Origin of the sequence: Mesorhizobium sp. B2-3-14 (assembly GCF_006442175.1) — a bacterium.
Taxonomy (GTDB): domain Bacteria; phylum Pseudomonadota; class Alphaproteobacteria; order Rhizobiales; family Rhizobiaceae; genus Mesorhizobium; species Mesorhizobium australicum.
This window is the reverse complement of sequence record NZ_VFVP01000003.1, coordinates 256,983-283,764: the sequence shown is the minus strand read 5'-3', so window position 1 is coordinate 283,764 and position 26,782 is coordinate 256,983. Positions and strand designations below refer to the sequence as shown.

At 63.1% G+C, this 26,782-nt stretch carries 35 protein-coding genes; 17 read left to right on the top strand and 18 right to left on the bottom strand.

Translation table 11 applies throughout. From position 1 onward, the window contains the following. The first annotated feature begins 110 nt into the window (after window positions 1-110). The 4 genes from FJ950_RS10250 (at window position 111) to FJ950_RS10235 (ending at window position 4,258) form a co-directional block, all read left to right on the top strand. Window positions 111-1,307 (top strand): phosphoglycerate kinase, encoded by a 1,197-nt coding sequence (locus FJ950_RS10250; protein ID WP_140616701.1) that lies wholly within the window; start codon window positions 111-113, stop codon window positions 1,305-1,307. A gap of 145 nt (window positions 1,308-1,452) precedes the next feature. After that, entirely contained in the window at window positions 1,453-2,478 is a 1,026-nt protein-coding gene (locus FJ950_RS10245) for a class I fructose-bisphosphate aldolase (RefSeq protein ID WP_140616700.1), read from the top strand. Window positions 2,479-2,651: 173 nt separating this feature from the next. After that, the gene (locus tag FJ950_RS10240) at window positions 2,652-3,395 is read left to right on the top strand and encodes a thioredoxin family protein (RefSeq protein WP_140616699.1); all 744 of its coding nucleotides are present in this window, start codon (window positions 2,652-2,654) and stop codon (window positions 3,393-3,395) included. Window positions 3,396-3,541: 146 nt separating this feature from the next. After that, the gene (locus FJ950_RS10235; RefSeq protein ID WP_140616698.1) at window positions 3,542-4,258 is read left to right on the top strand and encodes an SGNH/GDSL hydrolase family protein; all 717 of its coding nucleotides are present in this window, start codon (window positions 3,542-3,544) and stop codon (window positions 4,256-4,258) included. A 26-nt stretch (window positions 4,259-4,284) separates the two neighbouring features. Here FJ950_RS10235 and FJ950_RS10230 read toward each other — a convergent pair whose 3' ends face one another. Continuing rightward, window positions 4,285-4,446 (bottom strand): hypothetical protein, encoded by a 162-nt coding sequence (locus FJ950_RS10230; protein WP_015315363.1) that lies wholly within the window; start codon window positions 4,444-4,446, stop codon window positions 4,285-4,287. A 116-nt stretch (window positions 4,447-4,562) separates the two neighbouring features. After that, window positions 4,563-5,516, bottom strand: a complete 954-nt coding sequence (locus FJ950_RS10225) for a ring-cleaving dioxygenase (RefSeq protein WP_140616697.1) — start codon at window positions 5,514-5,516, stop codon at window positions 4,563-4,565. A gap of 265 nt (window positions 5,517-5,781) precedes the next feature. On the opposite strand from FJ950_RS10225, the gene FJ950_RS10220 reads away from it, so the two are divergent. The 4 genes from FJ950_RS10220 (at window position 5,782) to FJ950_RS10205 (ending at window position 7,888) form a co-directional block, all read left to right on the top strand. Further along, the gene (locus FJ950_RS10220; RefSeq protein ID WP_015315361.1) at window positions 5,782-5,949 is read left to right on the top strand and encodes a hypothetical protein; all 168 of its coding nucleotides are present in this window, start codon (window positions 5,782-5,784) and stop codon (window positions 5,947-5,949) included. A gap of 84 nt (window positions 5,950-6,033) precedes the next feature. Then, complete coding sequence (locus tag FJ950_RS10215) at window positions 6,034-6,624, top strand: DJ-1/PfpI family protein (protein WP_140616696.1); 591 nt, start codon at window positions 6,034-6,036, stop codon at window positions 6,622-6,624. Window positions 6,625-6,688: 64 nt separating this feature from the next. Then, the gene (locus FJ950_RS10210; protein ID WP_015315359.1) at window positions 6,689-7,096 is read left to right on the top strand and encodes a hypothetical protein; all 408 of its coding nucleotides are present in this window, start codon (window positions 6,689-6,691) and stop codon (window positions 7,094-7,096) included. 72 nt (window positions 7,097-7,168) lie between these two features. Beyond that, window positions 7,169-7,888, top strand: a complete 720-nt coding sequence (locus tag FJ950_RS10205; RefSeq protein WP_013529238.1) for a YafY family protein — start codon at window positions 7,169-7,171, stop codon at window positions 7,886-7,888. Window positions 7,889-7,951: 63 nt separating this feature from the next. Here FJ950_RS10205 and FJ950_RS10200 read toward each other — a convergent pair whose 3' ends face one another. The 3 genes from FJ950_RS10200 to FJ950_RS10190 form a co-directional block, all read right to left on the bottom strand. Further along, on the bottom strand, window positions 7,952-8,647 hold the full coding sequence (locus FJ950_RS10200) for a DUF1013 domain-containing protein (RefSeq protein ID WP_140616695.1): 696 nt from the start codon (window positions 8,645-8,647) through the stop codon (window positions 7,952-7,954). Window positions 8,648-9,008: 361 nt separating this feature from the next. Next, the gene (locus tag FJ950_RS10195; RefSeq protein WP_013892619.1) at window positions 9,009-9,149 is read right to left on the bottom strand and encodes a DUF1127 domain-containing protein; all 141 of its coding nucleotides are present in this window, start codon (window positions 9,147-9,149) and stop codon (window positions 9,009-9,011) included. Between the two features lie 201 nt (window positions 9,150-9,350). Next, on the bottom strand, window positions 9,351-10,361 hold the full coding sequence (locus tag FJ950_RS10190) for an NAD(P)H-quinone oxidoreductase (protein ID WP_140616694.1): 1,011 nt from the start codon (window positions 10,359-10,361) through the stop codon (window positions 9,351-9,353). A 122-nt stretch (window positions 10,362-10,483) separates the two neighbouring features. On the opposite strand from FJ950_RS10190, the gene FJ950_RS10185 reads away from it, so the two are divergent. The 3 genes from FJ950_RS10185 to FJ950_RS10175 all read left to right on the top strand — a co-directional run bounded on the left by FJ950_RS10185 (window position 10,484) and on the right by FJ950_RS10175 (window position 12,311). After that, window positions 10,484-10,678: a DUF1192 domain-containing protein gene (locus FJ950_RS10185; protein WP_015315356.1), complete on the top strand. Its 195-nt coding sequence runs from the start codon at window positions 10,484-10,486 to the stop codon at window positions 10,676-10,678. Window positions 10,679-10,768: 90 nt separating this feature from the next. Further along, the gene (locus FJ950_RS10180; protein ID WP_140616693.1) at window positions 10,769-12,016 is read left to right on the top strand and encodes an MFS transporter; all 1,248 of its coding nucleotides are present in this window, start codon (window positions 10,769-10,771) and stop codon (window positions 12,014-12,016) included. 31 nt (window positions 12,017-12,047) lie between these two features. Continuing rightward, window positions 12,048-12,311, top strand: coding sequence for a metalloregulator ArsR/SmtB family transcription factor (locus FJ950_RS10175; RefSeq protein ID WP_010911936.1), 264 nt, complete (start codon window positions 12,048-12,050; stop codon window positions 12,309-12,311). 26 nt (window positions 12,312-12,337) lie between these two features. Here FJ950_RS10175 and FJ950_RS10170 read toward each other — a convergent pair whose 3' ends face one another. The 5 genes from FJ950_RS10170 to FJ950_RS10150 all read right to left on the bottom strand — a co-directional run bounded on the left by FJ950_RS10170 (window position 12,338) and on the right by FJ950_RS10150 (window position 15,116). Beyond that, entirely contained in the window at window positions 12,338-12,802 is a 465-nt protein-coding gene (locus FJ950_RS10170) for an SRPBCC family protein (RefSeq protein WP_140616692.1), read from the bottom strand. An 18-nt stretch (window positions 12,803-12,820) separates the two neighbouring features. Next, complete coding sequence (locus FJ950_RS10165; protein WP_015315352.1) at window positions 12,821-13,192, bottom strand: nuclear transport factor 2 family protein; 372 nt, start codon at window positions 13,190-13,192, stop codon at window positions 12,821-12,823. Window positions 13,193-13,205: 13 nt separating this feature from the next. Then, entirely contained in the window at window positions 13,206-13,529 is a 324-nt protein-coding gene (locus tag FJ950_RS10160; RefSeq protein WP_015315351.1) for a metalloregulator ArsR/SmtB family transcription factor, read from the bottom strand. Window positions 13,530-13,534: 5 nt separating this feature from the next. Continuing rightward, window positions 13,535-14,191 (bottom strand): glutathione S-transferase family protein, encoded by a 657-nt coding sequence (locus FJ950_RS10155; RefSeq protein WP_140616691.1) that lies wholly within the window; start codon window positions 14,189-14,191, stop codon window positions 13,535-13,537. An 88-nt stretch (window positions 14,192-14,279) separates the two neighbouring features. Continuing rightward, window positions 14,280-15,116 carry an alpha/beta hydrolase gene (locus tag FJ950_RS10150; protein ID WP_140616690.1) on the bottom strand — a complete coding sequence of 279 codons (837 nt, stop codon included), beginning with the start codon at window positions 15,114-15,116 and terminating at the stop codon, window positions 14,280-14,282. Window positions 15,117-15,208: 92 nt separating this feature from the next. Between FJ950_RS10150 and FJ950_RS10145 the strand changes: the two genes are divergently transcribed. The 3 genes from FJ950_RS10145 (at window position 15,209) to FJ950_RS10135 (ending at window position 16,634) form a co-directional block, all read left to right on the top strand. Then, window positions 15,209-15,730 carry a helix-turn-helix domain-containing protein gene (locus tag FJ950_RS10145; RefSeq protein WP_140616689.1) on the top strand — a complete coding sequence of 174 codons (522 nt, stop codon included), beginning with the start codon at window positions 15,209-15,211 and terminating at the stop codon, window positions 15,728-15,730. Between the two features lie 76 nt (window positions 15,731-15,806). After that, entirely contained in the window at window positions 15,807-16,040 is a 234-nt protein-coding gene (locus FJ950_RS10140) for a hypothetical protein (RefSeq protein WP_023773965.1), read from the top strand. A 162-nt stretch (window positions 16,041-16,202) separates the two neighbouring features. After that, the gene (locus FJ950_RS10135) at window positions 16,203-16,634 is read left to right on the top strand and encodes a heme-binding protein (RefSeq protein WP_015315346.1); all 432 of its coding nucleotides are present in this window, start codon (window positions 16,203-16,205) and stop codon (window positions 16,632-16,634) included. A 9-nt stretch (window positions 16,635-16,643) separates the two neighbouring features. On the opposite strand, the gene FJ950_RS10130 is transcribed toward FJ950_RS10135, so the two are convergent. From FJ950_RS10130 to FJ950_RS10120, 3 genes are all read right to left on the bottom strand, one after another. Next, entirely contained in the window at window positions 16,644-17,045 is a 402-nt protein-coding gene (locus FJ950_RS10130) for a hypothetical protein (RefSeq protein WP_023773963.1), read from the bottom strand. A gap of 252 nt (window positions 17,046-17,297) precedes the next feature. Further along, window positions 17,298-17,480 carry a 50S ribosomal protein L32 gene (gene rpmF / locus FJ950_RS10125; RefSeq protein ID WP_008834724.1) on the bottom strand — a complete coding sequence of 61 codons (183 nt, stop codon included), beginning with the start codon at window positions 17,478-17,480 and terminating at the stop codon, window positions 17,298-17,300. A gap of 141 nt (window positions 17,481-17,621) precedes the next feature. After that, window positions 17,622-18,383 (bottom strand): transglycosylase domain-containing protein, encoded by a 762-nt coding sequence (locus FJ950_RS10120; protein WP_140616688.1) that lies wholly within the window; start codon window positions 18,381-18,383, stop codon window positions 17,622-17,624. A 222-nt stretch (window positions 18,384-18,605) separates the two neighbouring features. Here FJ950_RS10120 and FJ950_RS10115 point away from each other — a divergent pair, with 222 nt between their 5' ends. Together FJ950_RS10115 and FJ950_RS10110 are read left to right on the top strand one after the other, a co-directional pair. After that, window positions 18,606-19,523: a polyprenyl synthetase family protein gene (locus FJ950_RS10115; RefSeq protein ID WP_140616687.1), complete on the top strand. Its 918-nt coding sequence runs from the start codon at window positions 18,606-18,608 to the stop codon at window positions 19,521-19,523. A gap of 111 nt (window positions 19,524-19,634) precedes the next feature. After that, window positions 19,635-21,974 carry a response regulator gene (locus tag FJ950_RS10110; RefSeq protein WP_140616686.1) on the top strand — a complete coding sequence of 780 codons (2,340 nt, stop codon included), beginning with the start codon at window positions 19,635-19,637 and terminating at the stop codon, window positions 21,972-21,974. Between the two features lie 13 nt (window positions 21,975-21,987). On the opposite strand, the gene FJ950_RS10105 is transcribed toward FJ950_RS10110, so the two are convergent. The 4 genes from FJ950_RS10105 to FJ950_RS10090 form a co-directional block, all read right to left on the bottom strand. Next, complete coding sequence (locus FJ950_RS10105; RefSeq protein ID WP_140616685.1) at window positions 21,988-22,740, bottom strand: Stf0 family sulfotransferase; 753 nt, start codon at window positions 22,738-22,740, stop codon at window positions 21,988-21,990. Between the two features lie 126 nt (window positions 22,741-22,866). Further along, the gene (locus FJ950_RS10100) at window positions 22,867-23,721 is read right to left on the bottom strand and encodes a lytic transglycosylase domain-containing protein (RefSeq protein ID WP_140616684.1); all 855 of its coding nucleotides are present in this window, start codon (window positions 23,719-23,721) and stop codon (window positions 22,867-22,869) included. A gap of 5 nt (window positions 23,722-23,726) precedes the next feature. Then, on the bottom strand, window positions 23,727-24,980 hold the full coding sequence (gene ispG, locus FJ950_RS10095) for a flavodoxin-dependent (E)-4-hydroxy-3-methylbut-2-enyl-diphosphate synthase (protein ID WP_140616683.1): 1,254 nt from the start codon (window positions 24,978-24,980) through the stop codon (window positions 23,727-23,729). Window positions 24,981-25,313: 333 nt separating this feature from the next. Then, window positions 25,314-25,493, bottom strand: coding sequence for a YdcH family protein (locus FJ950_RS10090; RefSeq protein ID WP_015315338.1), 180 nt, complete (start codon window positions 25,491-25,493; stop codon window positions 25,314-25,316). 238 nt (window positions 25,494-25,731) lie between these two features. On the opposite strand from FJ950_RS10090, the gene FJ950_RS10085 reads away from it, so the two are divergent. Then, window positions 25,732-25,935 carry a YdcH family protein gene (locus tag FJ950_RS10085; protein ID WP_015315337.1) on the top strand — a complete coding sequence of 68 codons (204 nt, stop codon included), beginning with the start codon at window positions 25,732-25,734 and terminating at the stop codon, window positions 25,933-25,935. Between the two features lie 29 nt (window positions 25,936-25,964). Here FJ950_RS10085 and FJ950_RS10080 read toward each other — a convergent pair whose 3' ends face one another. Then, window positions 25,965-26,753, bottom strand: a complete 789-nt coding sequence (locus FJ950_RS10080) for an IclR family transcriptional regulator (protein WP_140616682.1) — start codon at window positions 26,751-26,753, stop codon at window positions 25,965-25,967. Window positions 26,754-26,782: the final 29 nt, after the last annotated feature.

Sequence of the window (26,782 nt, the reverse complement as noted above, 5' to 3'; positions counted from 1 at the left end):
CGGACTATGTCCCCGTCCGCCTCAAAATTTCGCACCCGGCCCCAGCCAAGCCTTGCATCGTCATTGATGCGAGGTATGGTCCCGGCGATTTCAGACGAAAGGGAACCGGCATGGCTGTCTTCAAGACACTGGACGATATCGGCAACATCAGCGGCAAGCGCGTGCTGGTGCGCGTCGACCTCAACGTTCCCGTCGCTGAGGGCAAGGTCACCGACGCCACCCGCATTGAACGCATCGCGCCGACCATCGCCGAATTGTCCGGCAAGGGCGCCAAGGTCATCCTGCTCGCCCATTTCGGTCGGCCCAAGGATGGTCCCTCGCCTGAATTCTCGCTGGAGCCGATCGCCAGGGCGACGGCTGAGGTGCTCGGCCGTCCCGTTGGATTCGCCTCCGACTGCATCGGCGACACGGCAGGCAGCGCTGTCGCCGCAATGGACAAGGGCGACGTGCTGCTCCTGGAAAACACCCGCTTCTACAAGGCCGAAGAGAAGAACGATCCCGCTTTTACCGAACGGCTCGCCGCCAATGGCGACATCTTCGTCAACGATGCCTTTTCCGCCGCCCACCGCGCCCATTCGTCGACTGAAGGGCTGGCGCACCTCTTGCCCTCCTTCGCCGGCCGCACCATGCAGGCCGAACTCGAGGCGCTGGAGAAGGGCCTGGGCAACCCGGTCCGTCCGGTCGTTGCCATCGTCGGCGGCGCCAAGGTCTCGACGAAGATCGACCTGTTGATGAACCTGGTGAAGAAGGTCGATGCTCTCGTCATCGGCGGCGGCATGGCCAACACCTTCCTCGCCGCGCGCGGCACCGATGTCGGCAAGTCGCTGTGCGAGCACGACCTGGCTCCGACCGCCAAGCAGATCATGATCGAAGCGGCGGAGGCCGGCTGCGCCATCATCCTGCCGGTCGACGGCGTCGTGGCCAAGGAATTCAGGGCGGGTGCGGCCTGCGAGACCATCGCCATCTCCGACGTGCCGGCCGATGGCATGATCCTCGATGTCGGCGCCAAGACCGTGACGACGATCGGCGAGTGGATCGACCGCGCCGCGACGCTGGTCTGGAACGGACCGCTCGGCGCCTTCGAGATCGAGCCGTTCGATCACGCCACGGTGGCAGCGGCCAAGCATGCCGCGGCGCGCACAAAGGCGGGCAAGCTGGTTTCGGTCGCCGGCGGCGGCGATACCGTGGCTGCCTTGAATCACGCCGGTGTCGCCGACGACTTCACCTATGTCTCGACCGCCGGCGGCGCCTTCCTGGAATGGATGGAAGGCAAGCCATTGCCCGGCGTGGACGTGCTGAAGCGCTGAGGGCACGACGGCCCACCGGCAATTCGATCAACTCGAAGGGAGCTGGCGGCAGCGCCGGCCACTTTCGCTCGATTCGAGCTTTCCGGCGTCATTCCTTTGGCGGTAGTGTCCTGCTGGCCGATACCAACCGGTTAGGAGAAGCATGATGAGCGAACGTCTCGAAGACATTGCCGCCGCGATTGTGGCCAACGGCAAGGGCCTGCTGGCCGCCGATGAAAGCTCCGGCACGATCAAGAAGCGCTTCGACGTCATCGGCGTCGAATCTACCCCCGACAGCCGCCGCGACTACCGCGAGATGATGTTCCGCGCCAAGGACGCGATGGCCAAATACATTTCCGGCGTCATCCTCTATGACGAGACCATTCGCCAGAAGGCCGCCGACGGCACGCCGCTGGTCGACATCATCAAGGCGGCGGGCGCAATTCCAGGCATCAAGGTCGATGCCGGCGCCAAGCCGCTGGCCGGCTTTCCCGGCGACACCATTACCGAAGGCCTCGACGGCTTGCGCGAGCGGCTTGCCGACTATTACAAGCTCGGCGCCCGCTTCGCCAAATGGCGCGCGGTGATCGACATCGACACCGGCAAGGGCGTGCCTTCGGTCAATTCGATCAACTCGAACACCCATGCGCTTGCCCGCTATGCCGCACTTTGCCAGGAGGCCGGCATCGTGCCGATCGTCGAGCCCGAAGTGCTGATGGACGGCGCTCACGACATCGACACTTGTTTTGAGGTCTCCAAGGCGACGCTGATAAAACTCTATGACGAGCTCCACGCTGCCGGTGTTGTCCTCGAAGGCACGATCCTGAAGCCCAACATGGTGCTTTCTGGCAAGAAGTCGGGCACGGTGGACAGTCCTGAGCAAGTCGCGGAGAAGACGATAAAGCTGTTCCGCGAGACGGTGCCGGCCGCGGTGCCGGGCATTGCCTTCCTCTCCGGCGGTCAGGAGGACGAGGAGGCGACCGCCAACCTCAATGCCATCAACGCCATCGGCCCGCATCCGTGGAAGCTGACCTTCTCCTATGGCCGCGCGCTGCAGGCCGCCCCGCAGAAGGCATGGAGCGGCAAGGCCTCGAACGTCGCCGCCGGCCAGGCCGCCTTCACCCACCGCGCCCACATGAACCACCTGGCGGCACTTGGGAAATGGAAGGCGAGCCTGGAACAGGCTGCCTGAAGCCCCTGCTATCCTTCCCTTCGAACCCGGGCCGACATGCCCGGGTTTTGTTTTGGCGCACCGGCCTTGGGTCAAGGCATTCGAATTCTTATTTTCTCTGGGCATCCCTGACAGCGGCGATGTCGGGGCGAGCCCATCCCGTACGTCCTTGGGGTGCAGACAGGGAGAAGTTCATGCATCGCAACAAGGTCGTTTCGCGCGAAGAATGGTTCGAGGCTCATAAGGCACATCTGGCCCGCGAGAAGGAACTGACGCGGCTTCGCGAGCGCGTCGCGGCCGAGCGGCGCGAACTCCCCTGGTTGAAAATTCGCAAGGACTACGTCTTCGAGACCGAACGGGGGCCGAAGAAACTTGCCGATCTGTTTGGCGCCAACAGCCAGCTGATCGTCTACCATTTCATGTTCGGGCCGGGCTGCGTCAATCATTGCGAAGGCTGCTCCTTTCTTGCCGATCATATCGACGGTGCCAACCAGCACCTCATGCACCACGACGTATCGCTGGTCGTGATCTCGCGCGCGCCGCTGGACGAGCTTGTAGCCTACAGGCAGCGCATGGGCTGGAAGTTCGACTGGGTGTCGTCCTATGCGTCTGATTTCAACTTCGACATGCAGGTTTCCTTCACCGACAGGCAGATCGCGGCTGGCGACACCACATACAATTTCGAGACCCGAGCCCGGACATCGAAGGAGCTTCCGGGCGCCAGCGTTTTCTACAGGGACGAGAACGGCGACATTTTCCTGACCTTCGTTTCGCGTGCCCGCGGCGGCGAACAACTGATCGGCGCCTACCACTATCTGGACCTGACGCCGAAGGGCCGGGGTGAGACCGGCCTCTACCGCAACCTGATGGATTGGGTGCGGCTGCATGACGAATATGCAGGCGAGCCGCAAGCGGAGCGCGATTGCCACGATGGCTGACCAGCAAAAGTGCGGAGCGCCTTCGGAATTGCGTAAAACAAGCGGGTAGAGCGTTCGAGGCGATCCTGTTTTGGCCGGAAATGCTCGTTCACCTCTCTCGCGACATGCGTTAAATGCTGGTCGCAAACCAGTTCAATGGACCAGCGATGCGACGCTTTCCGACCTTCCTCACCTGGCTCGCCTTCCCGATCTATGTCTGGCAGGGCTTGGGTGTCCGCCGCCGCACCTCGCGCATGCTGCCGGCGCGGGGACCGGTCATGCACGAGATCTCGGGCCAGGCTCCGGCGATCTCGCTGTTGGTGCTGGGCGATTCCTCCGCCGCCTCGGTCGGCATCGGCAATTCCGAAAACGGGCTTGCCGCGCAGCTTGCCGTCATGATTGCGCAGCGCACCGGCGGCGCTGTGCGCTGGCGTGCCGCCGGCTTCAATTCGGCGACATCTGGTCAGATCCGCGACCATGTCCTGCCCAATCTGTCGGCTGATCCGTGGACGCATATCGTGCTCGCCATAGGCACCAACGACACCAAGAATTTTCATTCCGTGCCGCGCTTCAAGAAGGAGTTCGGCGGCCTCCTCTACGCGCTGCGCGCCAAATGGCCGGAGGCGCGCGTGGTATGGTCGCCGGTGCTGGAGTTCACGCGTGCACCGGCCATGCCATCGCTGCTCGGCAAGATCCTCGAGATCCGCGCCACCGCGATGAACCGGATGGGCGAACGCCTCTGCCTGGAGCGCGGCGCGGTGTCGGCACCGCGCCTGCCGATCACCAATCCCGAGGTCGGCTTTGCTTCCGACGGGTTTCATGCCTCGGAGGCAGGCTACCGGGCCTGGGCGGAACATCTCGTCGGCCCATTGCTTGCCGGCTGAAGAGCGACCGCAGCTGTCCCCAGGCCTTATGTCAGGTGCCCGAGCACGGCCGCCAGTGAGATCGCCGCCATGGCGAGCAATGCCAATTTCCAGAAATCGCCGCGGCGCCTGAGCCCCGGCCAGCCGAGCGGCTTGATGAGCTGGATGACCATGAACCCGACGATGACAAGGGCGAGGAGTTTCGTCATGCTGCCTTTGACCAGCAACGCTTGCGCCTGTCAAAGCGGTTCGTTCGGTCTCCGGGAAAGAAAAGGCGCCGCGAACCCGAAGCGGAACGCGACGCACGCCTTGACCGCGCAGCAATCTACTTCAGCGGCTTGAGGCCAGCCTCGATCGATGCGCGTTTTGCCTCCAGGAACGGCGGCAGGGCAAGGCTTTCGCCCAGCGTCTCCAGCGGCTCGTCGGCTGTGAACCCTGGCCCGTCGGTGGCAATCTCGAACAGGATGCCGTTCGGCTCACGGAAATAGAGCGAGCGGAAGTAGTAGCGCTCGACCTCGCCGCTTGACGGCAGCCGGAATTCGGCCAGGCGCGCCGTCCACTGATGCAGCGTCTCCTCGTCCGGCGCCCTGAAGGCGACATGGTGAACCGCACCCGCGCCTTGCCTCGCGGGTGCCAGCCCGGGCTGCACGGCCACATGAAGCTCCGCCGCCGGCCCGCCCGCGCCCATTTCGAAGACGTGGACCTGGCCCTCGCCATCAGGCGAGGCATAGTCGCGGACCTTGCGCATGTTCATCACCCCGGCCAGCACCGCCTCGGTGTTGGTGATGTCGGGAACACTGATAACGATCGGCCCCAGTCCGCGGATCTGATGCTCGGCCGGAACCGGGCTTTGCGCCCAGGGATGGCTGCCGCCCTTGCCGCCATCGCTGACGAGCCGCAGGCGCTGGCCTTCGGGGTCCTCGAAATCCAGTGACTTGTAGCCGCCGATATCGGCAATCTCTCCTGTCACGATGCCCTCGCTGGCAAGGTGCTGCTTCCACCAGCCAAGGCTCTCCTGGCTGCCGACCCTGAGGCTGGTCCGCGCGATGCTGTGTGTGCCGCGCCGTTCGCGGCCGATCGGCCAGTCGAAGAAGGTGAGGTCGGTACCCGGCGTTGCCTCGCCGTCGGCATAAAAGAGGTGGTAGGCCGAGGTATCGTCCTGGTTCACTGTCTTCTTGACCAGCCGCAGCCCCAGCACCTTCGTGTAGAAGTGAAGATTGCCGGGCGCATTGGCGGTGATGGCGGTCAGGTGGTGAATTCCTATCAGTTGCAAGCTCATGGTGGTCTCCCTGTTTTTGGGGAAGAATTTTCTCCTTTCATATCAGAACTCCGGTCACTTCGCTGAAGGCCGCCTATCCCGACAGTCCGTCGCCAAGCTATGAACAATACTGCCTCGATTAGCCCTGCCTTAGTGAACAATCCGCGCTCGCGTGACCCGTCACGACAAGAACGGAACAGTCGCCACACGACCTGCCATCCTCCTGACAGACTGCTGTCAGGAGGGGTGTGCGATAGTGTCTCCGGTTAGAGAGAGGAGATTGGTCATGAACGGTTTTACCATTCTGCGCGGCATGCAGCATTATGTCGGCAAGATCCGCACGATGCGCAACGAGATCCGGACCCAGCGGTTCATGAACGCGCTGCCCGCAGACATTCGCAAGGATATCGGCTGGCCGGACATGTATGCCGAGCGTCGCCATCACGGCAATTGAGACGAAATTTTCAACGCAGCGGTTGGATGCTCACGCGTCAGCACCCAGATATCAAGTCCGGCGCGCGAGGGATGGAGCGAGCTCATGCCCGATCAGAAGACAATCGGCTTTCTGCTCATCGAAGGTTTTGCCGACTGGGAATATGGGCTGCTGGCGGCCTCGGCGGTCGAATGGTTCGGCGCTCGCGCCGTGTCGCTGACGCCCGACGGCAAGCCGGTGACCGGAATCAGCGGTTTTAAGCTGATGCCAGACCGCTCGGCCAGCATCAATGAGAATACCGATCTCGATGCCGTGGCGGTCATCGGTTCCGACCACTGGGCGGACAAGGCGCCGCCGGATGCTGCCGAACTGCTGATGGCTGTCGCATCGCGCGGCGGTATCGTTGGTGGCATCTGTGCGGGAACGCTGGCGCTGGCCCGAGCCGGCATGTTCGAGAACGCGAGGCATACCAGCAATGGCCGTGACTGGATTAGCCGTCACGAGTCCGGCTATGCCGGCGATGGCAATTATCAGGATGTGCCACATGCCGTGGCCGACGGCAAAATCGTGTCCGCGCCAGGTTCGGCGCCCGGCACTTTCGCCCTTGCCTTCCTGCAGACGCTCTACCCGGAAAAAGGCAGCGAACTCGCGCAGATGCGGACGCTGTTCGCCAAGGAGTATGCTGAAGCCTCCTGACAGCATGCTGTCAGGAGGTGCGTGCGATGGTGGGACAATGCGCATGGCCGGCCAAGGACGATCGATGAAACACTGGAACGACAGGCTGAACGCGCCTGGCATCAACGGCGTGAAGCCAACGCCGCGCACGGTAGGGGACGTTATCGAAGGCCAGCCCATGCTGGTGCCGACCGCGCGCCAGGTCGACGATTTCATCCGCTCCATCCCCGAAGGCGTCGATATGGACGTTCGCGCGCTGCGCACGGCCCTTGCCATCGAGCATGGCGCCGAAGTGACATGCCCGGTCACCATGGGCTATCATCCGCGTACGGTCGCCGAGGCTGCCAAGGAGGATCTCGAGCGCGGCATGACGCTCAGCGACGTCGCTCCCTTCTGGCGCGTTCTCGATGCGAAGACGCCGACAACGAGGAAACTGTCCTTCGGCGCGGAATTCGTCGCCGCGCAGCGCAAGCGCGAAGGGCTGAAGCCGTAATGCATGTCATGTGGAAGTGGATCCGGTCAGGGAGCCACGGCATGCATGGGAAAAACACTGGGGAAGCAAACGATGCGCCGCGCCGACAGGCTCTTTCAAATCGTGCAGCATCTGCGTGGCGGCCGCCTGGTCACCGCCCAGAAGCTCGGCACATGGCTCGAGGTTTCCGAGCGAACGATTTACCGCGACATAGCCGACCTGCAGTCGACCGGGGTGCCGATCGACGGCGAGGCTGGCGTTGGCTACATGATGAGGGAGGGTTTCGACCTTCCGCCGCTGATGTTCACGCGTGACGAGATCGTGGCGCTGGTGGCCGGCGCCCGCATGGTGCGCGCCTTTGGCGGCGCAGCCATGGCGCGGGCCGCCGACGAGGCACTGGTCAAGATCGGTGCCGTGCTGCCCGATGCCGAGAAGGACCGCATCGCCCGCACCGAGATCCACACGCCGATGTGGGTGGTCAGCGATGCCGCCCGCGAGGCGATCGACCTGATCGAGCGCGCGGTCGAAAAGCGCCAGGTGCTGACCATCGACTACTCGGACGAAGCCGGCCGCGGCACCGCGCGCGATATCAGGCCGCTAGGCCTGTGGTTCTGGGGCAAGGTGTGGACACTGGTCGCCTGGTGCGAGATGCGCGATGATTTCCGCGCCTTCCGCATCGACCGCATTGCCTCCGTGGTCATCGCCGGCCGAATCTTCAAGCCGGAGCGCGGCAAGCAGCTTGCCGATTTCTACCGGGCGGTGGAGCGCAGCGAGGACTACGGCATGGCGCCCGACCGCGCGGCGCGAAGCTGAGACTTGCCGGCCGCACAAAATAGCCCGCTCGAAGCGGGCTATTTTGTTCCGTTCGCGAAAAGCCTATTCCTCGTCGTCCGTATTGGTGTCCTTCGACTTCAGCGCCGACAGCTTGGCGAAGACGGCGTTTGCATCGAGCTCCGCGTCCTCGTCCTTCGGCTTCTCCGGTGCAGGCACCAACCGCTCGGTCAATGCCGCCGGCAGCAGCGTGTCGCCGACCGGCTGCGCCTGCTCGCGGCCGCGCGAGGCGCGGTTGACTTCCATGTCGAGGTCGATCTGCGAGGCGAGACCCAGCGTCACCGGGTCCATCGGCTGCAGATTGGCCGAATTCCAGTGCTTGCGTTCGCGGATCTGCTCGATCGTTGACTTGGTGGTGCCGACGAGGCGCGAAATCTGCGCGTCCTTCAGCTCTGGATGATTGCGCACCAGCCACAGGATGGCGTTCGGCCGGTCCTGACGTTTCGACAGCGGCGTATAGCGCGGACCCTTGCGCTTGGATTCGGGTACCCGCACCTTGGGGTCGGAAAGCTTCAGGCGCTGGTTCGGATCCTTCTCGGCGCGCGCGATCTCGTCGCGGGTCAGCTGGCCGGTCATGATCGGATCCATGCCCTTGATGCCTTGCGCCGATTCTCCGTCGGCGATCGCCTTGACCTCAAGCGGATGCAGCCCGCAGAACTGCGCGATCTGCTCAAAGGAAAGCGCGGTGTTGTCGACCAGCCAGACGGCGGTCGCCTTGGGCATAAGCAGCGTATTGGCCATGTGCAAATCCTTCTCGTTCGCCCGCGTTCCCGCGCGGGCGGTGGTTTAGAGCCACCAAAATGGGAAATTCGCGGCCTGTATAACTGCTCTCAGGTCGTTTCGCAACGTTTTTGGAAGAGCTGGGAACGACGTGGCCAACCAAGGCACGCGGTGACGGCTAACGTTTGCCACGGCGGTCCAAACCCTGCCGCCGCATTTGCCGCGGATCGCCATGGCATATCACGCCGAAGCCGAGATGAATCCAATCCCCCCAAAAGACAAAACCCGCCGGACAGGGTCCAGCGGGTTTGGAACCGGCGACGACAAGCGTCTGCGGCGGCTCTGCATTGCGACCCTGCCTTGCGGCGGGTCGCGCTTGCGATCAGATCGCCTGACGGGCGATCCGCTCGATGTCGCCGCGGTTGATGCCGAGGTCGCTGAGCTGACGTGCGTTGAGGCGGTTCAGTTCGCGAACGGTCTCGTTGTACATGCGCCAGTTACGGAAAGCACGGATCGGGTTCATGGTAGTCCTCCTGAATTGGGTTCGTTTCGGTGATGCTCAAATAGTGATCATCGAGCGGGACTTGAACAGCCGATTTTGCATAGCAATGATGCAAATGCTGCATTGCACCATTAAGCTTCTGTTCATCTTGTAGGCAGGGGCCAAGGGCGCTGGCCAGACCGTGTCGAGATCCGGTCGGGCCGAGCCGAAAATGCTGGCGTCCTAGCCGACGTCGAGCACGATCTTGCCGATATGCTCCCCCTCCTCCATCCGCTCATGCGCGCGCCATGCGTCGGTAAGCGGGTAGATCATGTCCATCACCGGTGCCACCTTGCGCGTGCCCAGCAGAGGCCACACCTGTGCCTCCAGCGCCGCCGCGATCGCCGCCTTGAATTCGACTGTGCGCGGCCTGAGCGTCGAGCCCGTATGGGTCAGCCGCTTGACCATGACCTTGGAAAAATCGGCACTGGCGACAGCACCTGCCTGAACCGCGATCTGCACGATCCGGCCCTCAACAGCGGCAGCCTCGTAGTTTCGCTGGACATAGTCGCCGCCGACCATGTCGAGGATGACGTTGGCGCCTCGGCCTTCGGTCGCCTCCTTGACCGCGGTGACGAAATCCTGCTCGCGGTAATTGATCGCACGGTCGGCACTGATCTTCAGGCAGGCGTCGCATTTCTCCTGGGATCCGGCGGTGGTGATCACATAAGCGCCGAAGGCCGAGGCGAGCTGGATCGCCGTGGTGCCGATGCCGGACGAGCCGCCATGGACGAGCAGCGTCTCACCCTTCTTCAGGCCGCCGCGTTCGAACACATTGTGCCAGACGGTGAAATAGTTTTCCGGCACCGCCGCCGCTTCCGTGTGGGTGAAGCCCGCCGGCAGTGGCAGAACGCTGCCTGCATGAACCCTGACATATTCGGCATAGCCGCCGCCGGGCGTGAGCGCGCAGACCCTGTCCCCGATGCGCCAGCGCGATATCTGGTCGCCAAGAGCGGCCACTTCTCCCGACACCTCGAGGCCCGGCAGGTCCGATGCACCGGGCGGAGGCGGGTAGGCCCCCTTGCGCTGCTGCACGTCCGGCCGGTTGACGCCGGCGGCATGCACCTTGATCAGGATTTCGCCGGGGCCGGGCTGCGGTACGTCGCGCGTTTCCGGTTTCAGCACCCTTGGGCCACCCGGCTCCGAGATAGCGATCGCCGTCATTCGTGCCGGAATTTTCTGTCCGCTCGCCATGAAGTTTTCCGTCTTTCCTCGCCGCACTCTTACCGGCTGTTTGCATCGACGCCCTTGCCCTATGTATGCTCATTGCCAAATCAGGCAAATGGCCAATCTGGTCTGGCGGAGGAGGAGCAGCCATGGCGATCTTCGACGACGAACCCAAGAAGAAGGCACGTCCGCACGAGATCGGGCAAGACCTGTCGCTGCTTTCCGTCGGTGAACTGTCAGAGCGCATCGGTATCCTGCGCGACGAGATCGCCCGGCTGGAGGCCGAACTCAAGACCAAGGACACCACCAAATCGGCTGCCGAGGCGCTGTTCCGCCGCGGATAAATCGCTGGGGCAATCGCCCGCCGCCGAAAAGCCCGAATGCGACTGTCTTCAAACCCGCGTCCCCGCCCAGTCCCCCAGTCGGATCAAAAAATGCTCGCAGCCTACAGACCGATCCTTTCCCTGCTTCGCGGCACCGCCTTTCTTCTGGCGGCATCGGGATTGCACGGGCTGCTGCTGCCCTTGCGCGGCCAGGTGGAAGGGTTCTCGACCGCTTCGCTCGGCCTGATGGGGACGGCTTGGGCCGGCGGCTTCGTCACCGGCTGTTTCTTTGCGCCGCGCATCGTGCGCCGCGCCGGACATGTGCGCGCCTTCGGCGCCTTTGCCGCGTCCGGCGCGATCGTGGCACTGCTCACCGGCCTGATCATCGACGAGTATGTCTGGATCCTGCTGCGTGCCTTTACCGGCTTCACCATGGCCGGCGCCTTCATGGTCATCGAGAGCTGGCTCAACGAAAAGGCCACCAACGAGAACCGCGGCACCGTCTTCGGCCTTTACATGATGGTCACCTATGCCTCGATCATGGGCGGCCAGATGATCGTCGCCGGCGGCGACGTGAAATCGGCGTCGTTGTTCATGATCACCGGCATCCTGTTTTGCCTGTCACTGATCCCGACCGCGGTTTCGACCGCCTCGCATCCCAAGCCGCTGCAGGACGTCAAGCTCGACGTCAACGGACTCTACGCCAACTCGCCGGTGTCGGCGATCGCTTGCCTTTTGATCGGCATCGCCAACGGCGCCTGGGGCACGCTCGGCGCCGTCTACGGCGCCCGCATCGGAATCTCCACCGCCGAGATCGCCTTGATGATGAGCCTGGTGGTCGTCGCCGGCGCCGCCATGCAACTTCCGGCCGGGCGCCTCTCCGACAAGACCGACCGGCGTTTCGTGCTGGCCGGTGCCGCCTTCGGCGCGGCGCTGTTTGCGCTGCTCATCTTCCTGTTCGAGCCGCGCTCGGCGGTCTTCGTCCTCGTCTTCACCGCCGCCTACGGCGCTTTCGCCTACACGCTCTATTCGATCGCCGTGGCGCATGCCAACGACCACGCCAGTGCCGAGGATTTCGTCAAGGTCTCGGGCGGCCTGCTGCTGCTCTATGGCTTCGGCACCATGATCGGCCCCTTGCTGGCGGCAGCGCTGATGGGCTGGATGCGCCCGGAGGGCCTGTTCCTGGCGACAGCCTTCGCGCATCTGTCGCTGGCCGGCTACACGCTGCTGCGCATCAGCCGCCGCGCGCCGGTGCCGATCGGAGATCGCGATGCCTTCAAGACGCAGCCGGCCGACCGTTCGGTGACCCCCGAAGCATTGCGGCTCGATCCGAGAAGAAAAGCAGAAGCAAACAGTTGAGATTTGAAAAACTTTGCCTCACAAATGAGGCATGATGTTTTCCGACGCCTTCATGGCGATCGCCGATCCCAATCGGCGCCATCTTCTGGAAGAACTTCGACGCGGTCCGAAGACCGTCAACGAATTGGCGGCCGGGCTGCCAGTCTCCCGCCCGGCGGTATCACAGCATCTGAAAGTGTTGCTCGACGCCGGACTGGTCAATGCCAAGGCTGAAGGGACGCGGCGTGTCTATACGGTGAGCAATGCCGGCTTCCTCAGACTCAACATCTGGCTCGATCAATTCTGGGAAGCCTGATCCTCTTCGGTCAGCAGCCACAACGATCAGGTTTCCATCCGCAAAAACTTGCCGAGAAGATCGAGCAACACCCCGGTCCCATGCTCGCGTGTGCCGGACGTGTCATGGCCATCCAGGAAAGCGCCCTGCTCGGTCAGCACCAGGCGCGTGCTCTTGTCTTCGGCAAAAAGTTCGATCGTGGCCAGCGACACCGAAATTCTGATATCGCCAAACAGCATGTCGTAGCTGTAGACGATGCGCTGGTCGGGCACGATATCCCAGTAAGTGGCGGTGTAGACGTGGATCGGCCCATCCTTCGGCCCTCCGGCATTGATCTCCTTGCCGCCGACGCGAAAGTCCAGTTCGTATCGGCTGGGCATCGGGTTGCCCGGATCGGTGAACCAGTGCCGCTTGGCGTCCGGATTGCTGAGCGCGAAAAAGACCTTCGATGGCGCCGCCGGATAGAGGCGCTCGATAACGAAGGTGGAGTGGACGACGGAACGTTCGGTCATGGCTTGGGTCCTCGCTGGTCAACTCGATTGGTTCGGCGGAATGAAGACACCGTTGCGATAGGCAGCACCGAAATAGACCTCGACACTACGCAGCCGGCCGCCGCGAAACACGTGTAGCTCGGTGTTGCGGAAGGATTTTCCGTCCACCGTTTCGCAGCCATACAGAACGAAGGCGGCAGCCCCGTCTTCGCAAATCCGCTCGATCGTCATCGACCGGAACAGCTTGCCATTCGGCCAGCAGCGCTCGAAATAGGTCGTGCGATCGATGGCGTCGTCATAGGGGCTGGTGAAGGTGAAATCGTCGGCAAGGGTCGCCTCCATGACGGCGCGGTCGCCGGCCTGAAAGGCCGCGAAATAGCCGCGGACCAGATCGGATTTTCTCTTTGACATGGCATGCTCCTCTTCAGTTCTCCGCAAGAAAATCGCCGAGCCGATCCAGCCGGCGTTCCCATGAGAGGCGCCGCTCATTGATCCAGTGTTCGGCCGCGCGCAGCGCCTTCGGCTCGATCTGACAGGTGCGCACCCGTCCGACCTTTTGCGTGCGCACGAGGCCGCTCGCCTCCAGGAGATTGAGGTGCTGGACGACCGCCGACAGCGACATCGCCAGCGGCTCGGCCAACTGGCTCACCGACGCCGGGCCGCGTGATAGCCGGTCGACCATCTGCCGCCGCGCCGGATCGGCGAGCGCCTGGAACATCAGGTCGAGTTGGGCGGGATCGTGCAGCATCGCGATCAGCCGTTGTTGTAGGGAAAGAACTTGAAGTAAGGCTGCGCCTCCTCGATCACCCTGGTGAAGGCGGCGCGCTGCAGCAGGCGGTCGTGATAGCGCTTCACGGCGGGATAGCTGTCGCCGAACGGCTCGACCTTGTTGGCATAGAAGAGCGCCGGAGACGCCGCGCAATCGGCCATGGTGAAGATATCGCCCACAGCCCATTCCCTCGACAGCATCTCTCGTTCGATGATGGCGTAGGAATTGCGCAGCTGGCCCCGTGCCTGCTCGACACCGAATGGATCGGTCTTGTCCTGGGGCCGCAACCTGTCGCCGACGATCTTCTGCATCGGCTCCTGCACATAGAAATCATAGAAGCGGTCGGCCTGGCGGACCGCCAGCGCCAAATCGATGTCGGCTGGAATGAGTTCGGCCGGTCCCGGATAGTGCGCGGCCAGATATTCCACGACGATGGTCGATTCCAGCACCGTCCGGTCACGCGCGTCGTCGCGCAGCGCCGGCATCTTGCCGGTCGTCGAAACCTTCAGAAAGGCCGCGCGCGATTGCTCATCGCCTAGGTCGACGATGACGGGCGCAAAAGGCGTGGCGTTCTCGTAGAGCGCGATCAGCGGCTTCCAGCAAAAGGAGGCCAGCGGATGGAAATGCAGCGTCAGGGACATTCTTGTGCTCATCTGTTCTGTGGAAACACTGAAGCATTTACTTAACTATTGCGGCAGACCTCGCTCGTCAAGGCTCGCCCACGAAGTCTCAGCTGGATCGGACATGCTCGACAATGGCGGCTTCTATATCAGGCCAGTCATCCGGATGCAGTTCGTGACCGCCGCCTTCGACACGAAGGAGTTTCGCGCCGGTAACTGCTTGGGCCAAGGCCTCGCCATGCTCGACCGGAAAAATCGGATCCGACGTGCCGTGGATGACCAGAAGCGGCACCGCCAGTTCGTGCAGGCGACCCTTCCATTGGTCATTGCCCTTGAGCATGAAATGATTGGTGGCGCTGAGCAAGCCGCCGGACCTGGTATAATCCCGCTCGATGAACGCCCTCATCCCGGCCTCGTCGAACCGATGCGCGGTGCTGGCGATCGCGCGTGCATCGCTGACCATGAAGTCGATGACCTGGCGGCGGTCCGCCCAGTCGACTTTGGCCCCATCGGCCGAATGCTCCATATAGGCATCGGTCGTTTGCGGCAGATGCGACGTGTCGGTCCCCACGGGCGAACTGCTGATCACGGTCAGCGAAGCGACGCGCAAAGGGTGCCGGAGCGCGACGAACTGCGCGATCATGCCGCCCATCGACATGCCCGCGACATGCGCCTTGCCGATGCCGTAACTGTCGAGAACGGCTATCGCGTCGTCAGCCATGTCGTCGAAAGTGTAGGGCGGCTGTCCCACCAGATATTTGGTCGACCGGCCGGTATCGCGATTGTCGTAGCGGATCACGTAAAGGCCGGCGTCCGCGAGCTTCCGGCAAAACGCCTCCGGCCACCACAGCATCGAGGCCATCGCGCCCATGATCAGCAGCAGCGTCGGATCCGCCGGATCGCCAAACGCTTCCGATATGATCTCGGGACGGTCTTTGCTCGTCATTTCATGGCCTCCTCATCTGCTTGCATTTTGCAATTGGTTGCACGATAATAAAACCGATACGATAATGCAACCGGTTTTGCGGAGAAAATGGAATGACCCTCGATCGCCGGTCCGGCTGCCCGATCAACCTTTCGCTCGAGGTGTTCGGCGACCGCTGGAGCCTGATCATCCTGCGCGACATGATTTTCGGCGGCAGGCGCCATTTTCGCGAGCTGCTCAACGGCTCGATGGAGGGTATCGCCTCCAACATCCTCGCCGACCGTTTGAAGCGGCTGATGGAGCTCGGCATGCTGACCAAGGCGGACGACCCCAGTCATAAGCAGAAGGCGATCTACAGCCTGACCGAGATGGCCATCACGCTGGTGCCCATCCTGGCCCATCTCGGCGCCTGGGGCCGCGTCTGGCTGCCGACAAGCGAGGAACTCTCGATCCGCGCCGAACTCCTGGAAAAGGGCGGACCTCCAATGTGGGAGAAATTCATGGACGAATTGCGCCATGAGCATCTCGGCACCCCCCTCGACACAGCGCCCGGCTCCTCTGTCCGCGCGACGCTGCAGGCCGCCTATGAAGCGGTGGTTGCTGAAAAGCCCCGCAACGCCAGCCCGGCCGTCTGACCAACTATTTTCCCCGTTGAAAGGCCGGCTCTGCTACAAAGGACGGAAATCACACTTCACGGGATTGGATACGCTCTTGGTTGAGAACTCTAGGGACACTGCCCGCGCGCGTGCCGATCTGCGCTTCAAGAAGCAGGAAGAGGCGGCGACGGTCCGGCAGAAAGCCATGGCCGAATACGTCGCCGAGAGCGATGCCCGCAAGGCCAAGACCGACAAGCTGCGGGCGCTGCGGCTGGCCAAGGAAGCCGAAGATCTAGCCAACGCGCCTGCCGCACCTGCCAAGAAGCCGGCCCGCGCCAAGAAAAAATAGCCCCCGTCTCTCCGCCAATGCCTCGCCCTGGATCGAGCGGTCGTAACGCATCCGACAGGCACGCCTTCATCCCGCTGCTTCGCGGGAAGCAATTTCAACCGAAAGCGGGATTGCCTGGTCCGGCTGGCCGGCGATGATTGGGCTGTTCAACAGGAGATTGCCATGACCGCGCTGTCGCTCGAAAAAGCCGTAGAGATCATCAATGCCGCCTTCGCCAGGGGCGCCGATCTCAAGCTCAAGCCGCTCGGCGTCTCGGTGCTCGACGCCGGCGGGCACCTGGTCGCCTTCCAGCGCCAGGACGGCGCCTCGTTCCTGCGCCCGCAAATGTCGGCCGGCAAGGCTTATGGCGCGCTGGCGATCGGCATGGGCTCGCGCAGGGTCGAGGCCTTCGCCAAGGAGCGCCCGCATCTGGTTGCCGGCATTTCCGACGTGTCGGGTGGACGCGTGCTGCCGGTCGTTGGCGGCGTGCTGATCCGCGACAAGGCAGGCAGTGTCATCGGCGCTGTCGGCATTTCCGGCGACACGTCTGACAATGACGAGGCGGCCGCGATTGCCGGCATCGAAGCCGCCGGCTTCGCCGCCGATCCGGGCTGAGGTTCCGGTCTAATTCAAATTGATGTCGCGGCTGGCCGACCGCATCGACACCGCGAACCCGGCCAGCACGTCGAACAGCGCGATGATCATCAGCGTGAAGAAGATGGAGTGCGCGGCACCCTTCACCAGCAGGAACTCGACCAGGAACGCAACGAAGACAAGCGTCGACAACAGATGGTCCATGATCGAGGCGGTGGTGGTGCGCGCCGACTTCACCATTTCAAGGAACAGAAAAATCAGCCCGATCAGCACGATCAGGTCGCCGAGCGTCATCGAGAACACCCCGCCCGACATCATGCGGAACGAGAACATCTCGCTCGCCCACGGATCGTCGCCGCCGCCGAATATACCGAGCAGGCCGAGATTGTAGAGCACGAAAGGCACGATCAAAAGCGGGACGGCACCGAACATCTGGCGTCTCCATATGGGGGCACCTTCTGTAGAATGCTCCACAGGCACGGCGTCAAGATTTTTCGTGCGCGGCCGCAAACACGGTCGAATACCGGATGCAACAACCATGTCAGCCGGTTGCCCGGCCGACATGAAAATCGAGAGACGAAAGCTCAGCGCTTGAAGTAGCCGGCGCGCACGGCAAGGCCAAACGCAAAAAAGACCGGCCAGAAGCCGGTCTTTTGTAACTCGGTTGCTTGGGAAAAGCTGGTCTCAGCTTTCCTTGGGCGTCAGCACCTGGCGACCGCGATACATGCCGGTCTTCAGGTCGATGTGGTGCGGGCGGCGCATTTCGCCGGAGTTCTTGTCCTCGACATAGGTCGGGGCCTTGAGGGCGTCGGCCGAGCGGCGCATGCCGCGCTTGGACGGAGAGGTTTTGCGTTTCGGAACGGCCATGGATATGCTCCACTACATGGTCAAAAGCCCCGCCCGCCCTCGTGAAAGGGCCATGTCGGGGCCTAAATCTGAGAAAGTCGGGTGCCTATACACGCCTGACACCGTTTTGGCCAGCACCGCAGTGAATCTTTTTTATACCGGCTAGTCCAGGCAACCGACATAGCCGCCGGAGCGGCCGGCGCGCCGCTCGATCAGATTGGCGAGCCTTCTCAAGCCCGGCCCTGGTTTTGCCGGATTGCGGGCGATCGGATTGGGCAGCGTGACGGCGAGAAGGGCCGCCTGCCGTCTGGACAGCTGCTTTGCCGAAATGCCGAAATGGTGCCGCGCCGCAGCCTCGATGCCGTAGATGCCGGGCCCCCACTCGGCGATGTTGAGATAGATCTCCATAATGCGCCGCTTCGACATCACCGCGTCGAAATAGACGGCCAGCGGCAGTTCGACGACCTTGCGCACCGAGCCCAGCGGCCGCGACCACAGGAAGAGGTTCTTCACCGTCTGCATGGTGATGGTCGAGGCGCCGCGCGTCGCCTCGCCGGCCAGCGCATCATCGACGACCCCCCTGAGCTCGCCGAGATCGACGCCGCGATGAAAGCAGAACTGCCCGTCCTCCGACATGATAACCGAATGGGCGAGCACCGGCGCGACATCATCGATCGACACCCAGCGCCGGTCGTAGCCGGAAAAGGTCGCAAGGTCCTTCAGCATCAGCGTCGACACTGGGTGCACGAAGGACGGTAGGTAGAGAAAGGTCAGCACCACCGGGATGAGCGCCAGCACGGCGGCCACGACGATGCCGCGCCGGACCCAGCGCCTGAGACTGCTGCGGCTCACGCCTCGCGATCTCGTCGCCATGTCCAGCTTTTCGGTCTCATGATCGACGATCGGTTCCGCCAAGCCGCCCAACCCATGCCAGAGAACTCGCTTTGAAACTGGCTCCCGTGAGTCATGTGAGGGTGTTTTCGAGAACCGGAGCGGAGCGTACATTCGAGTACGTGAACACCGGAAGCGCGGAAAACGCCTTCAGATGACCGCAGGAGATGAGTTTCCAAACGGGCTCTTACCGCCCCGGCATAATGGCGCTTGCCTTCTTGCGCAACGTCTGAGTGTCGGCTACCGGTCCCGGCCATGACGAATGACGACGAAATGGCGTTCGAAATGGCGCTCATCAGGCGCGCGGCCGCCGTCGAGGTGATGCTGCGTCGCTTGCTCGACGATCGCCCGCTTTCGGGTGAGATCGCTCGGCCCGATCGTCTGATGGCGGCGATGCGCCATGGCGTGTTGAACGGCGGCAAGCGCCTGCGCCCCTTCCTGGTCATGGAAAGTGCCGCCCTGTTTTCCGCCGATGGCGAAGCGGCGTTGCGCGTCGCGGCGGCGCTCGAATGCGTGCATTGCTATTCGCTGATCCACGATGACCTGCCGGCGATGGACAACGATGACCTGCGCCGCGGCCAGCCGACCGTGCACAAGGCCTTTGACGAAGCCACCGCCATCCTGGCGGGCGACGCCTTGCTGACTCTGGCCTTCGACATCATCGCCGGCGAAGCGACGGCGCTGCCGGCCGAACGGCGCGCAGCCCTGGTGCTGGCGCTCGCCCGCGCCGCCGGGGCCGGTGGGATGGTCGGCGGCCAGAAGCTAGACCTCGAAGCCGAGCAAGTGCGACCGGACGAGGCCGGCATCATAACACTGCAGGCGATGAAGACTGGCGCGCTGATCCGCTTCGCCTGCGAGGCGGGTGCGATCCTGGCCGGCGCACAGTCGGATGACCTGGAAAGGCTTGCCGAGTTCGGTTCGGCGATCGGCTTGGCCTTCCAGCTCGCCGACGACCTGCTGGATCTGACGGCCGACGCCGAGCAGATGGGCAAGGCGACCGGCAAGGATGCCGCCGCGGGCAAGGGTACGCTGGTGGCCCTGCACGGCGCGGATTGGGCACGCAAGCAGCTCGACGGCCTCGTCGGCCAGGCGCACGCGCTGCTCGAGCCCTATGGCGAAAAGGCTGCCCTGCTGAAGGCCGCAGCGATCTTCGTCGCAACCCGTAACAGCTGACGGCAGGCTCATGTAGGTTGCGCGGTGCACCTGCGGTCCACCAACGAAATCTTAATGTAAATGAAGCGTAATCCCAATCCTTAGAATGATGCGTATGTGTTGGGGTTGCGCATGCCGGAATATTCTTCCTTTATCCGGTCCGTCCGGATACGTTATCTTTCAGGATTGTTGGTTTTCGCGCTGGCTTCAGCCGCCATCATGGTTGCGCTCAATCGCGTCAATTCCTTGCGCCATGAAATCGATGCGCTGAGCAGCAATCTCGTCATTTTCACCCGCGATCTGCGCAACGCCACCAGCTTCGCCGAGACAACCAGTTCCGCCTGGCGGATCGAGACGCGCGATTCGCTGACGGCTTCGGCGCGCGACCATTCCGAGCGGCTGACCGGCGAGATCGAGACACTGACCGCCCAGCTCGCCGCGATCCGCCCGCGCCTGTCGGCCAAGACCGTCAGCGAGCTCGCGGCCGCTTCGGTCAATGGCGACCTGTTCTGGTCGCCGCGTGACATGGTTCGCAACTTCAACCTGATGTCGGTGGCGCAAAAGACTGATGAATGGAGCACTCGCGAGATCCGCAACCAGAACGACCTGTTCGTTCAGCCCATGCTGGTGCGTGTCCGCACCGCGATGGACGACGAACGCCATCAGGCGGATGCCTCCAGCGACCGGCTGCTTTTGTGGGCAAGCGGCCTGTTGTTTGCCGTCCTTGGCATCGTCGCTTTCTGGATCTTCCGCCCGATGGAACAGGCGATCCGTCGCGCCTTTGCCCAGTCGGCCGAATCCTTGTTCAAGGCAGAGGCCGCCGACCGCGCCAAGTCGGAATTCCTGGCCAATATGAGCCACGAGATCCGCACACCGATGAACGGCGTGCTCGGCATGGCCGAATTGCTGGCCAAGACCGAGCTCAACCCGCGCCAGAAGACGTTCACCGACGTTATCGTCAAGTCGGGCAACGCGCTGCTCACCATCATCAACGACATCCTCGACTTCTCGAAGATCAATGCCGGGCAGTTGACGCTCGACCCCGCCCCCTTCCGCCTCTCGGAAGCGGTGGAGGACGTGGCGACACTTGTCTCGGCGCGCGTCGCCGAGAAGAACCTGGAACTTATCGTGCGCGTCGACCCCAGGCTGCCGGCCTATGTCGTCGGCGACGCCGGCCGCTTCCGGCAGATCGTCACCAACCTGGTCGGCAATGCGGTGAAATTCACCGAGAAGGGCCATGTGCTGATCGATGTCGGCGGCGAAACCGTCAACGACGTCGTCCAGCTCAAGTTGCGCGTCGAGGACACCGGCATCGGCATCCCGGCCGAGAAATTGCAGAACGTGTTCGAGAAGTTCGCTCAGGTCGATGGCTCCTCGACCCGCCGTCACGAAGGTACCGGCCTTGGGCTCGCCATCGCCGCCCGCCTCGTCGACCTGATGGCCGGCAAGATCGGCGTCGAGAGCGAGATCGGCCGCGGCTCCGTCTTCTGGTTCGCCGTGCCGCTGCCGGTCCACCGTGCCGAGGCGCGCGACGCCATCGTGCCGGTCGACGTCACCGGCGCGCGTGTGCTGGTCATCGACGACAATCCGGTCAACCGCGAGATCCTGCTCGAACAGCTCAGAAGCTGGAGCTTCGACTGCGCCGCCGCCGAAAGCGGCGCGGTTGGCCTCGCCTTCCTCGATCGCGCCTGCCAGCTCGGCGCCAGCGTCGACTGCATCATCCTCGATTATCAAATGCCCGGCATGAACGGCGCCGATGTCGCCCGGGCCATCGCCGCCGACAGCCGGCTGTCCACCATCCCGGTCGTTATCCTGACCTCGGTCGACCAGGTCGATTTCGGCAAGATGATCATCGACTTCGGTATATCGGCGCATCTGACCAAGCCGGCGCGCTCGGCGGTTCTGCTCGGCACCGTCATCTCGGTCATCCAGAAGGCGCGCTCGCAGGTCGGCAAGGCGCACTTCATTCGCGAACCGATCCAACCGATGCCTCAGCCGGCTCCGCCGGCCTTCACGGTTATCCGCGGCCCCGCCATGCCGATCGCGGCAGTGCCGGAATCGAATGCCGCGCCGAACAGCCCGATCGACATCCTCATCGCCGAGGACAATGACGTGAACCAGATGGTGTTCGGCCAGATCCTCAATGGGCTGGGCTTGAGCTACCGCATCGCAGGCAATGGCCGCACCGCGGTCGAGATGTACCGGTCGCTGCATCCGAGGTTGGTTCTGATGGACGTCTCGATGCCGGAAATGAACGGCTACGAGGCGACACGCGCCATTCGGGCGATCGAGGCGTCGTCGGGTGGCCACATCCCGATCATCGGCGTCACCGCGCATGCGCTGAAGGGCGACCGCGACAAGTGCATCGAGGCCGGCATGGACGACTATCTGCCCAAGCCCGTTTCGCCCGATCGCCTCGGTGCCAAGATCGGCACCTGGCTCAGCGAAACGGTGGTGGCCAAGACGGCCTGAACTCCGTCCGGCGTCAGACGGTTGCGTCCAGATGGTAGCGGCGCATCCAGTCGAGGCTTGTCGCGTCGGCGAGCTTCGCGACACCCGGTTTCACATCCCCGGTGTTCGGCGACTGTACGCCCAAGGCCTGACAGATGGAAATCAGCGTTGCCGCCGGGCTGCTTGAAAGCCGCTCGTAGCCAATCCGCAGCGGCGTTATGTCTTGCTCGGCGAACCATGTGTTCCACGCTGAGTCATAGGCTTCGAGCTCGGCGACTTCGTCCCTGATACGCTGGAAGTCGTACCGCGGTTCTCCTGGCGATCCGACCCTTTCGATCTCCGTTCCATCGGGAGCGACGTGCCAAAGGCCGGTCTGCTCCGCCTTGACCAGGGAGACAGCCTGCGCAAGCTTGTTCTCACGCGACAGATGCACGTAGAGAACGCGACCGAAAGCCCTTTCGAAACGCGCTTTGCCCGACGCAAGCCCCGGAAAAATCCGGTCGAGGATCGCTGAAAGCTCGTCCAGGTTTTCCCGCATCAGGCGCAGACCGAAGATTTCCGTACCACCCTTGCCGGCATCGATCGCCGCATTGAGATAGGCAAGCTGGAATTCAAGCTCGCCCATCGTGTCGCGAGGCGGCAGGTTCCATTCTTCGGCCCACTCCGACACATCCTGCCGCCGATAGAATGAGTGTGGATCGCCGGTCGTTCCAGTGGCCGCCAGCAATTTGCACAGCAAGGTGCTGCCGGTTCTGGGCGTGCCGCAGATAATGTACGCGTCGAACATCGCTGTCCCAGTAGCTGTCGAAGGGGGGCCAGCCCACCGGCCCGGCGCCGCTATAGCTGAAATCGTTGCTGGATACGATGGGCACACTCCAACGGCGTGTGCCCCGTGCAGCCCAACCCTCCTCGGCTACCGGTTGCGCACCACCACGCAGGCGCCACCGATGCTTTGCAGTTTCTGGCAGATGACATTGGCGGCGGCGCGGTCGTCGATGCCGATCCGGACCGCGTAGATGCCGCGCCGGCCGATCGGCGTACGCACTCGGCTGACCACCGGATCATGCCCGGCAAGCAGGGCCGGAAAACGGCCCCGCACCCTGAGCCATTGGCTGATCGCGGCGCTGCGGCGGAAATTGCCCGCCACCTGGATGCCCCATGGCTTGATGTTGATCGAGGCCATCGCGACGGTTCTGGACATGATCACCGGCAGCTTGCGGCAGGCGACCGCGAAACCCAGCTTGGCATCGAGTGGCTCGACTTTGCCGGCATAGGCCCGGTCGGTGAACTTGTCGACCGGCTCGCCCATCACGTCGAAGACATAGCTTTCCGTCTCCATCGGCAGGAAGCCACCGGAATTCAGCCAGCGCGACACCCGGCTCTCGCCGGCATTGTAGGCAGCGGCCGCCAGACCGAGATTGCCATAGCCGGCCTTCATTTCGGCGAGATATCTGGCCGACGCCGGAATTGCCTGGTTGATGTCGAAGGAATTTTCCAGCCCCCGCATCTTGGCTGTGCCCGGCATGAACTGGGCAATACCTTCGGCGCCGACAGGACTCACGGCGTTGGGATCGAACCGGCTTTCCTTCCAGATCAGGCGGGCGAAGAAATCCCGGGGCAGGCCGTTCTGGTCGGCATGCGCCTGGATCAGGTTACAGACCTTGTCGATCAGCCGCTGCTTGGCCGATTGCGGTGGATCCGCCCGGGCAAGCGTCGACCAGGCCATACCACACAGGAGTATCAGCGCCACCCACAGGAAACGCCGCATCTGGCTTACTCTGCCGCGGCCTTGCCGCCCCGACCGAAGCGCTGGTCAATATAGTCGGCGACCATTTTCTCGAAATCCGCCGCGATCGACGGCCCGCGCAGCGTCGCCGCCTTCTTGCCGTCGACGAAGACCGGCGCGGTCGGCGTTTCTCCGGTGCCGGGCAGCGAAATGCCGATATCGGCATGCTTGGATTCACCGGGACCGTTGACGATGCAGCCCATCACCGCGACCTTGAGGTTCTCGACGCCCGGGTATTTCTCCCGCCACACCGGCATGTTCTTGCGCAGGTCCGCCTGGATGTTCTGCGCCAGTTCCTGGAACACGGTGGAGGTGGTGCGGCCGCAGCCCGGGCAAGCCGCGACGATCGGCACGAACTGCCGGAAACCCATGGTCTGCAGCAGTTCCTGCGACACCTGCACCTCGCGGGTGCGATCGCCATTGGGCTCCGGCGTCAGCGAGATGCGGATGGTATCGCCAATGCCTTGCTGCAAGAGGATGCCCATGGCCGCGGAAGACGCGACGATGCCTTTGGAGCCCATGCCGGCCTCGGTGAGGCCGAGATGCAGCGCATGGTTGGAACGGGTCGCAAGCTCGGTGTAGACGGCGATCAGGTCCTGCACGCCGCTGACCTTGGCCGACAGGATGATTTTTTCGCGGCCAAGACCAATTTCCTCGGCCATCTCGGCCGACAGGATCGCCGACTGCACGATTGCCTCGCGCGTCACTTCCTGCGCCGTCAGCGGGAAACCCTTGTCCTGGTTGTCGTCCATCAGCCGCGTCAGAAGCTCCTGGTCAAGCGAGCCCCAGTTGACGCCGATGCGCACCGGTTTGTCATGTTTGATCGCCATCTCGACGATCGCCGCGAACTGCCGGTCCTTCTTATCCTTGAAGCCGACATTGCCGGGATTGATGCGGTACTTGGCCAGCGCCTCGGCGCAAGCCGGATGATCGGCCAGGAGCTTATGTCCGATATAGTGGAAATCGCCGACCAGCGGCACGTTGATCCCAAGCCGCTGCAGCCGCTCATGAATGCGCGGCACGGCGGCGGCACTTTCATCGCGGTCGACGGTGATGCGCACGATCTCGGAGCCGGCGCGGTGCAGCGCCGCGACCTGCGCGACTGTCTGGTCGATATCGGCCGTGTCGGTGTTGGTCATCGACTGAACGACCACCGGCGCGCCGCCGCCGACGACCACGCCGCCGACATCGACGCCGACCGAGGTGCGGCGGGGGAAGGGAGAAGAAAAATATCCGGTCATGCCGGCAGCCTTTTGTCTCTGGAGCGCTATGCGTCTCTCTGAAGCGCGTGCGTCCACCTGGACGCACAAGCCGGGGCCGATGCGTTGAAGTCCGGCATGAGGTGGAGGAGCAAAGATGGCTTGTCAATGGCGACAGGTCGCCACTGGCAGCAATTGGTCCCGGCCGGGACCTGAAACAGCACACGAGCTGGCAGCGGCCAAGCGGGCAAGATGGGTCCGAAGGATATTAGTTTCCGCTTATGGTGCAGCGCTGAAAATCGCAATCACTGCACCGGCGGCTGGCGCCGCCGGCAAGGAAGACCGCCAGTGGTGAGCGGCTATGTCAGGTGAGGATCAATGCGTGGTTGGTTGCGCCCTCAGTTTCTCAATCGCATCCTTGAGTGCCAGCTTGCGTCGCTTGAGATTCCCGATTTCGAGGTCATCAACCGACGGGTGATTCATCGCGTCATCGATTTCGCGTTCGATGTCGCCGTGTTTCCGCTGCAACTCATCAAGATGGGATGCAAGAGACATGATTGGTTCTCCCTTTCATGGTTTCCTCGATTGCAGCCGCCAAGGCACGTCCACCGCAGGTCGTATCTGTGACGGCACAATGACAGTGTGCCACCATCGAGCAGCGATGTCGAATGCTGCGTGGTAGCATTCCACGACAACGTGAAATGTGATATGGGCTGCGCGCCGGTGGCAGAAATTGCCGCCCCCGCCCAACCAGGCCCAGTTTTGGGCGCCGCAGACGTGCAGACGGTAGAGAATGTCCGATCAGGAACAGGCCGATACTCGCCTCGAATTTTCCCGGCTGAAGCAGGAACACGCCGATTTCGATGCCGCGATCAACGCGATGATCGCCATGAATTGCGACCCGCTGCAGATCCAGCGCATGAAAAAGAAGAAGCTGTTCCTCAAGGACCGGCTGATGAAGCTGGAAGACAGGATCATTCCAGACATCATCGCCTGAGACGGAATCGCGCCGCCGGCACTTTCCGCCTATGCGCCGATCGAGAGCCCGGCGGCGCGGCCGCGCAGCAGGCCGATGAGATCGGCGGTCCGCTCCTCCGACGTATCGATCGGAACCACCAGGCACATCGTCGCCTCGACCTTGCCTGGCGCTGAAAAGACCGGCACGGCAAGGCATTTCGTGTAAGCGTCGACCAGGCCCGAGGTGACGCAGTAGCCGGTCACCCCTGCCTTTGCGATGTCCGCGATGAAATCGTCGAGCCGCAGCTTGCGCCCGTCAGGCAGCACGAGATCGTCATCAGACACCATGGCTTCGATCGCGGCTCTATCCAGCCCCGCAAGCAATAGCCGTCCAGACGCGGTCCAGGGCAGCGGTATCTGCAGGCCGGTGGCCGAACTGATGCGGAACGGCCTGCTACCAGGGCTGGAATGGACGATCGTGTAGCGGCCGCTCTGCAGCATGCACAATTCCGAGGTCTCGCCCGTCTCGCGCGACAGATGGTCGACCTCCTGTCGCCCGCGCCGCAACAGGTCGTTGCCGCGCACATAGTCCATCCCGTAGAGGTAGAGCTTCTTGCCGAAATAGACGCGATTGCCGTCGCCGGCCATTTCCAGAAGGCCGGCGTCGACCAGCGACCGCACCAGCGTGTAGGTGGTCGAACGCGGCGCATTGACGCCCTTGGCGAGATCGCCAATCCCGATCGCACGCTGCGTCATGTGAAGGAACTCCAGGATCTCCAGGACCCGGTTGAGGCCCTTTTCACGGGACCCCGGCGCCTTCTCGTCGGCCGAAGCAGCCAAAACACTACCATCTTGCATTGTCGATTCCCGGTGCTAGTATCTGTCTT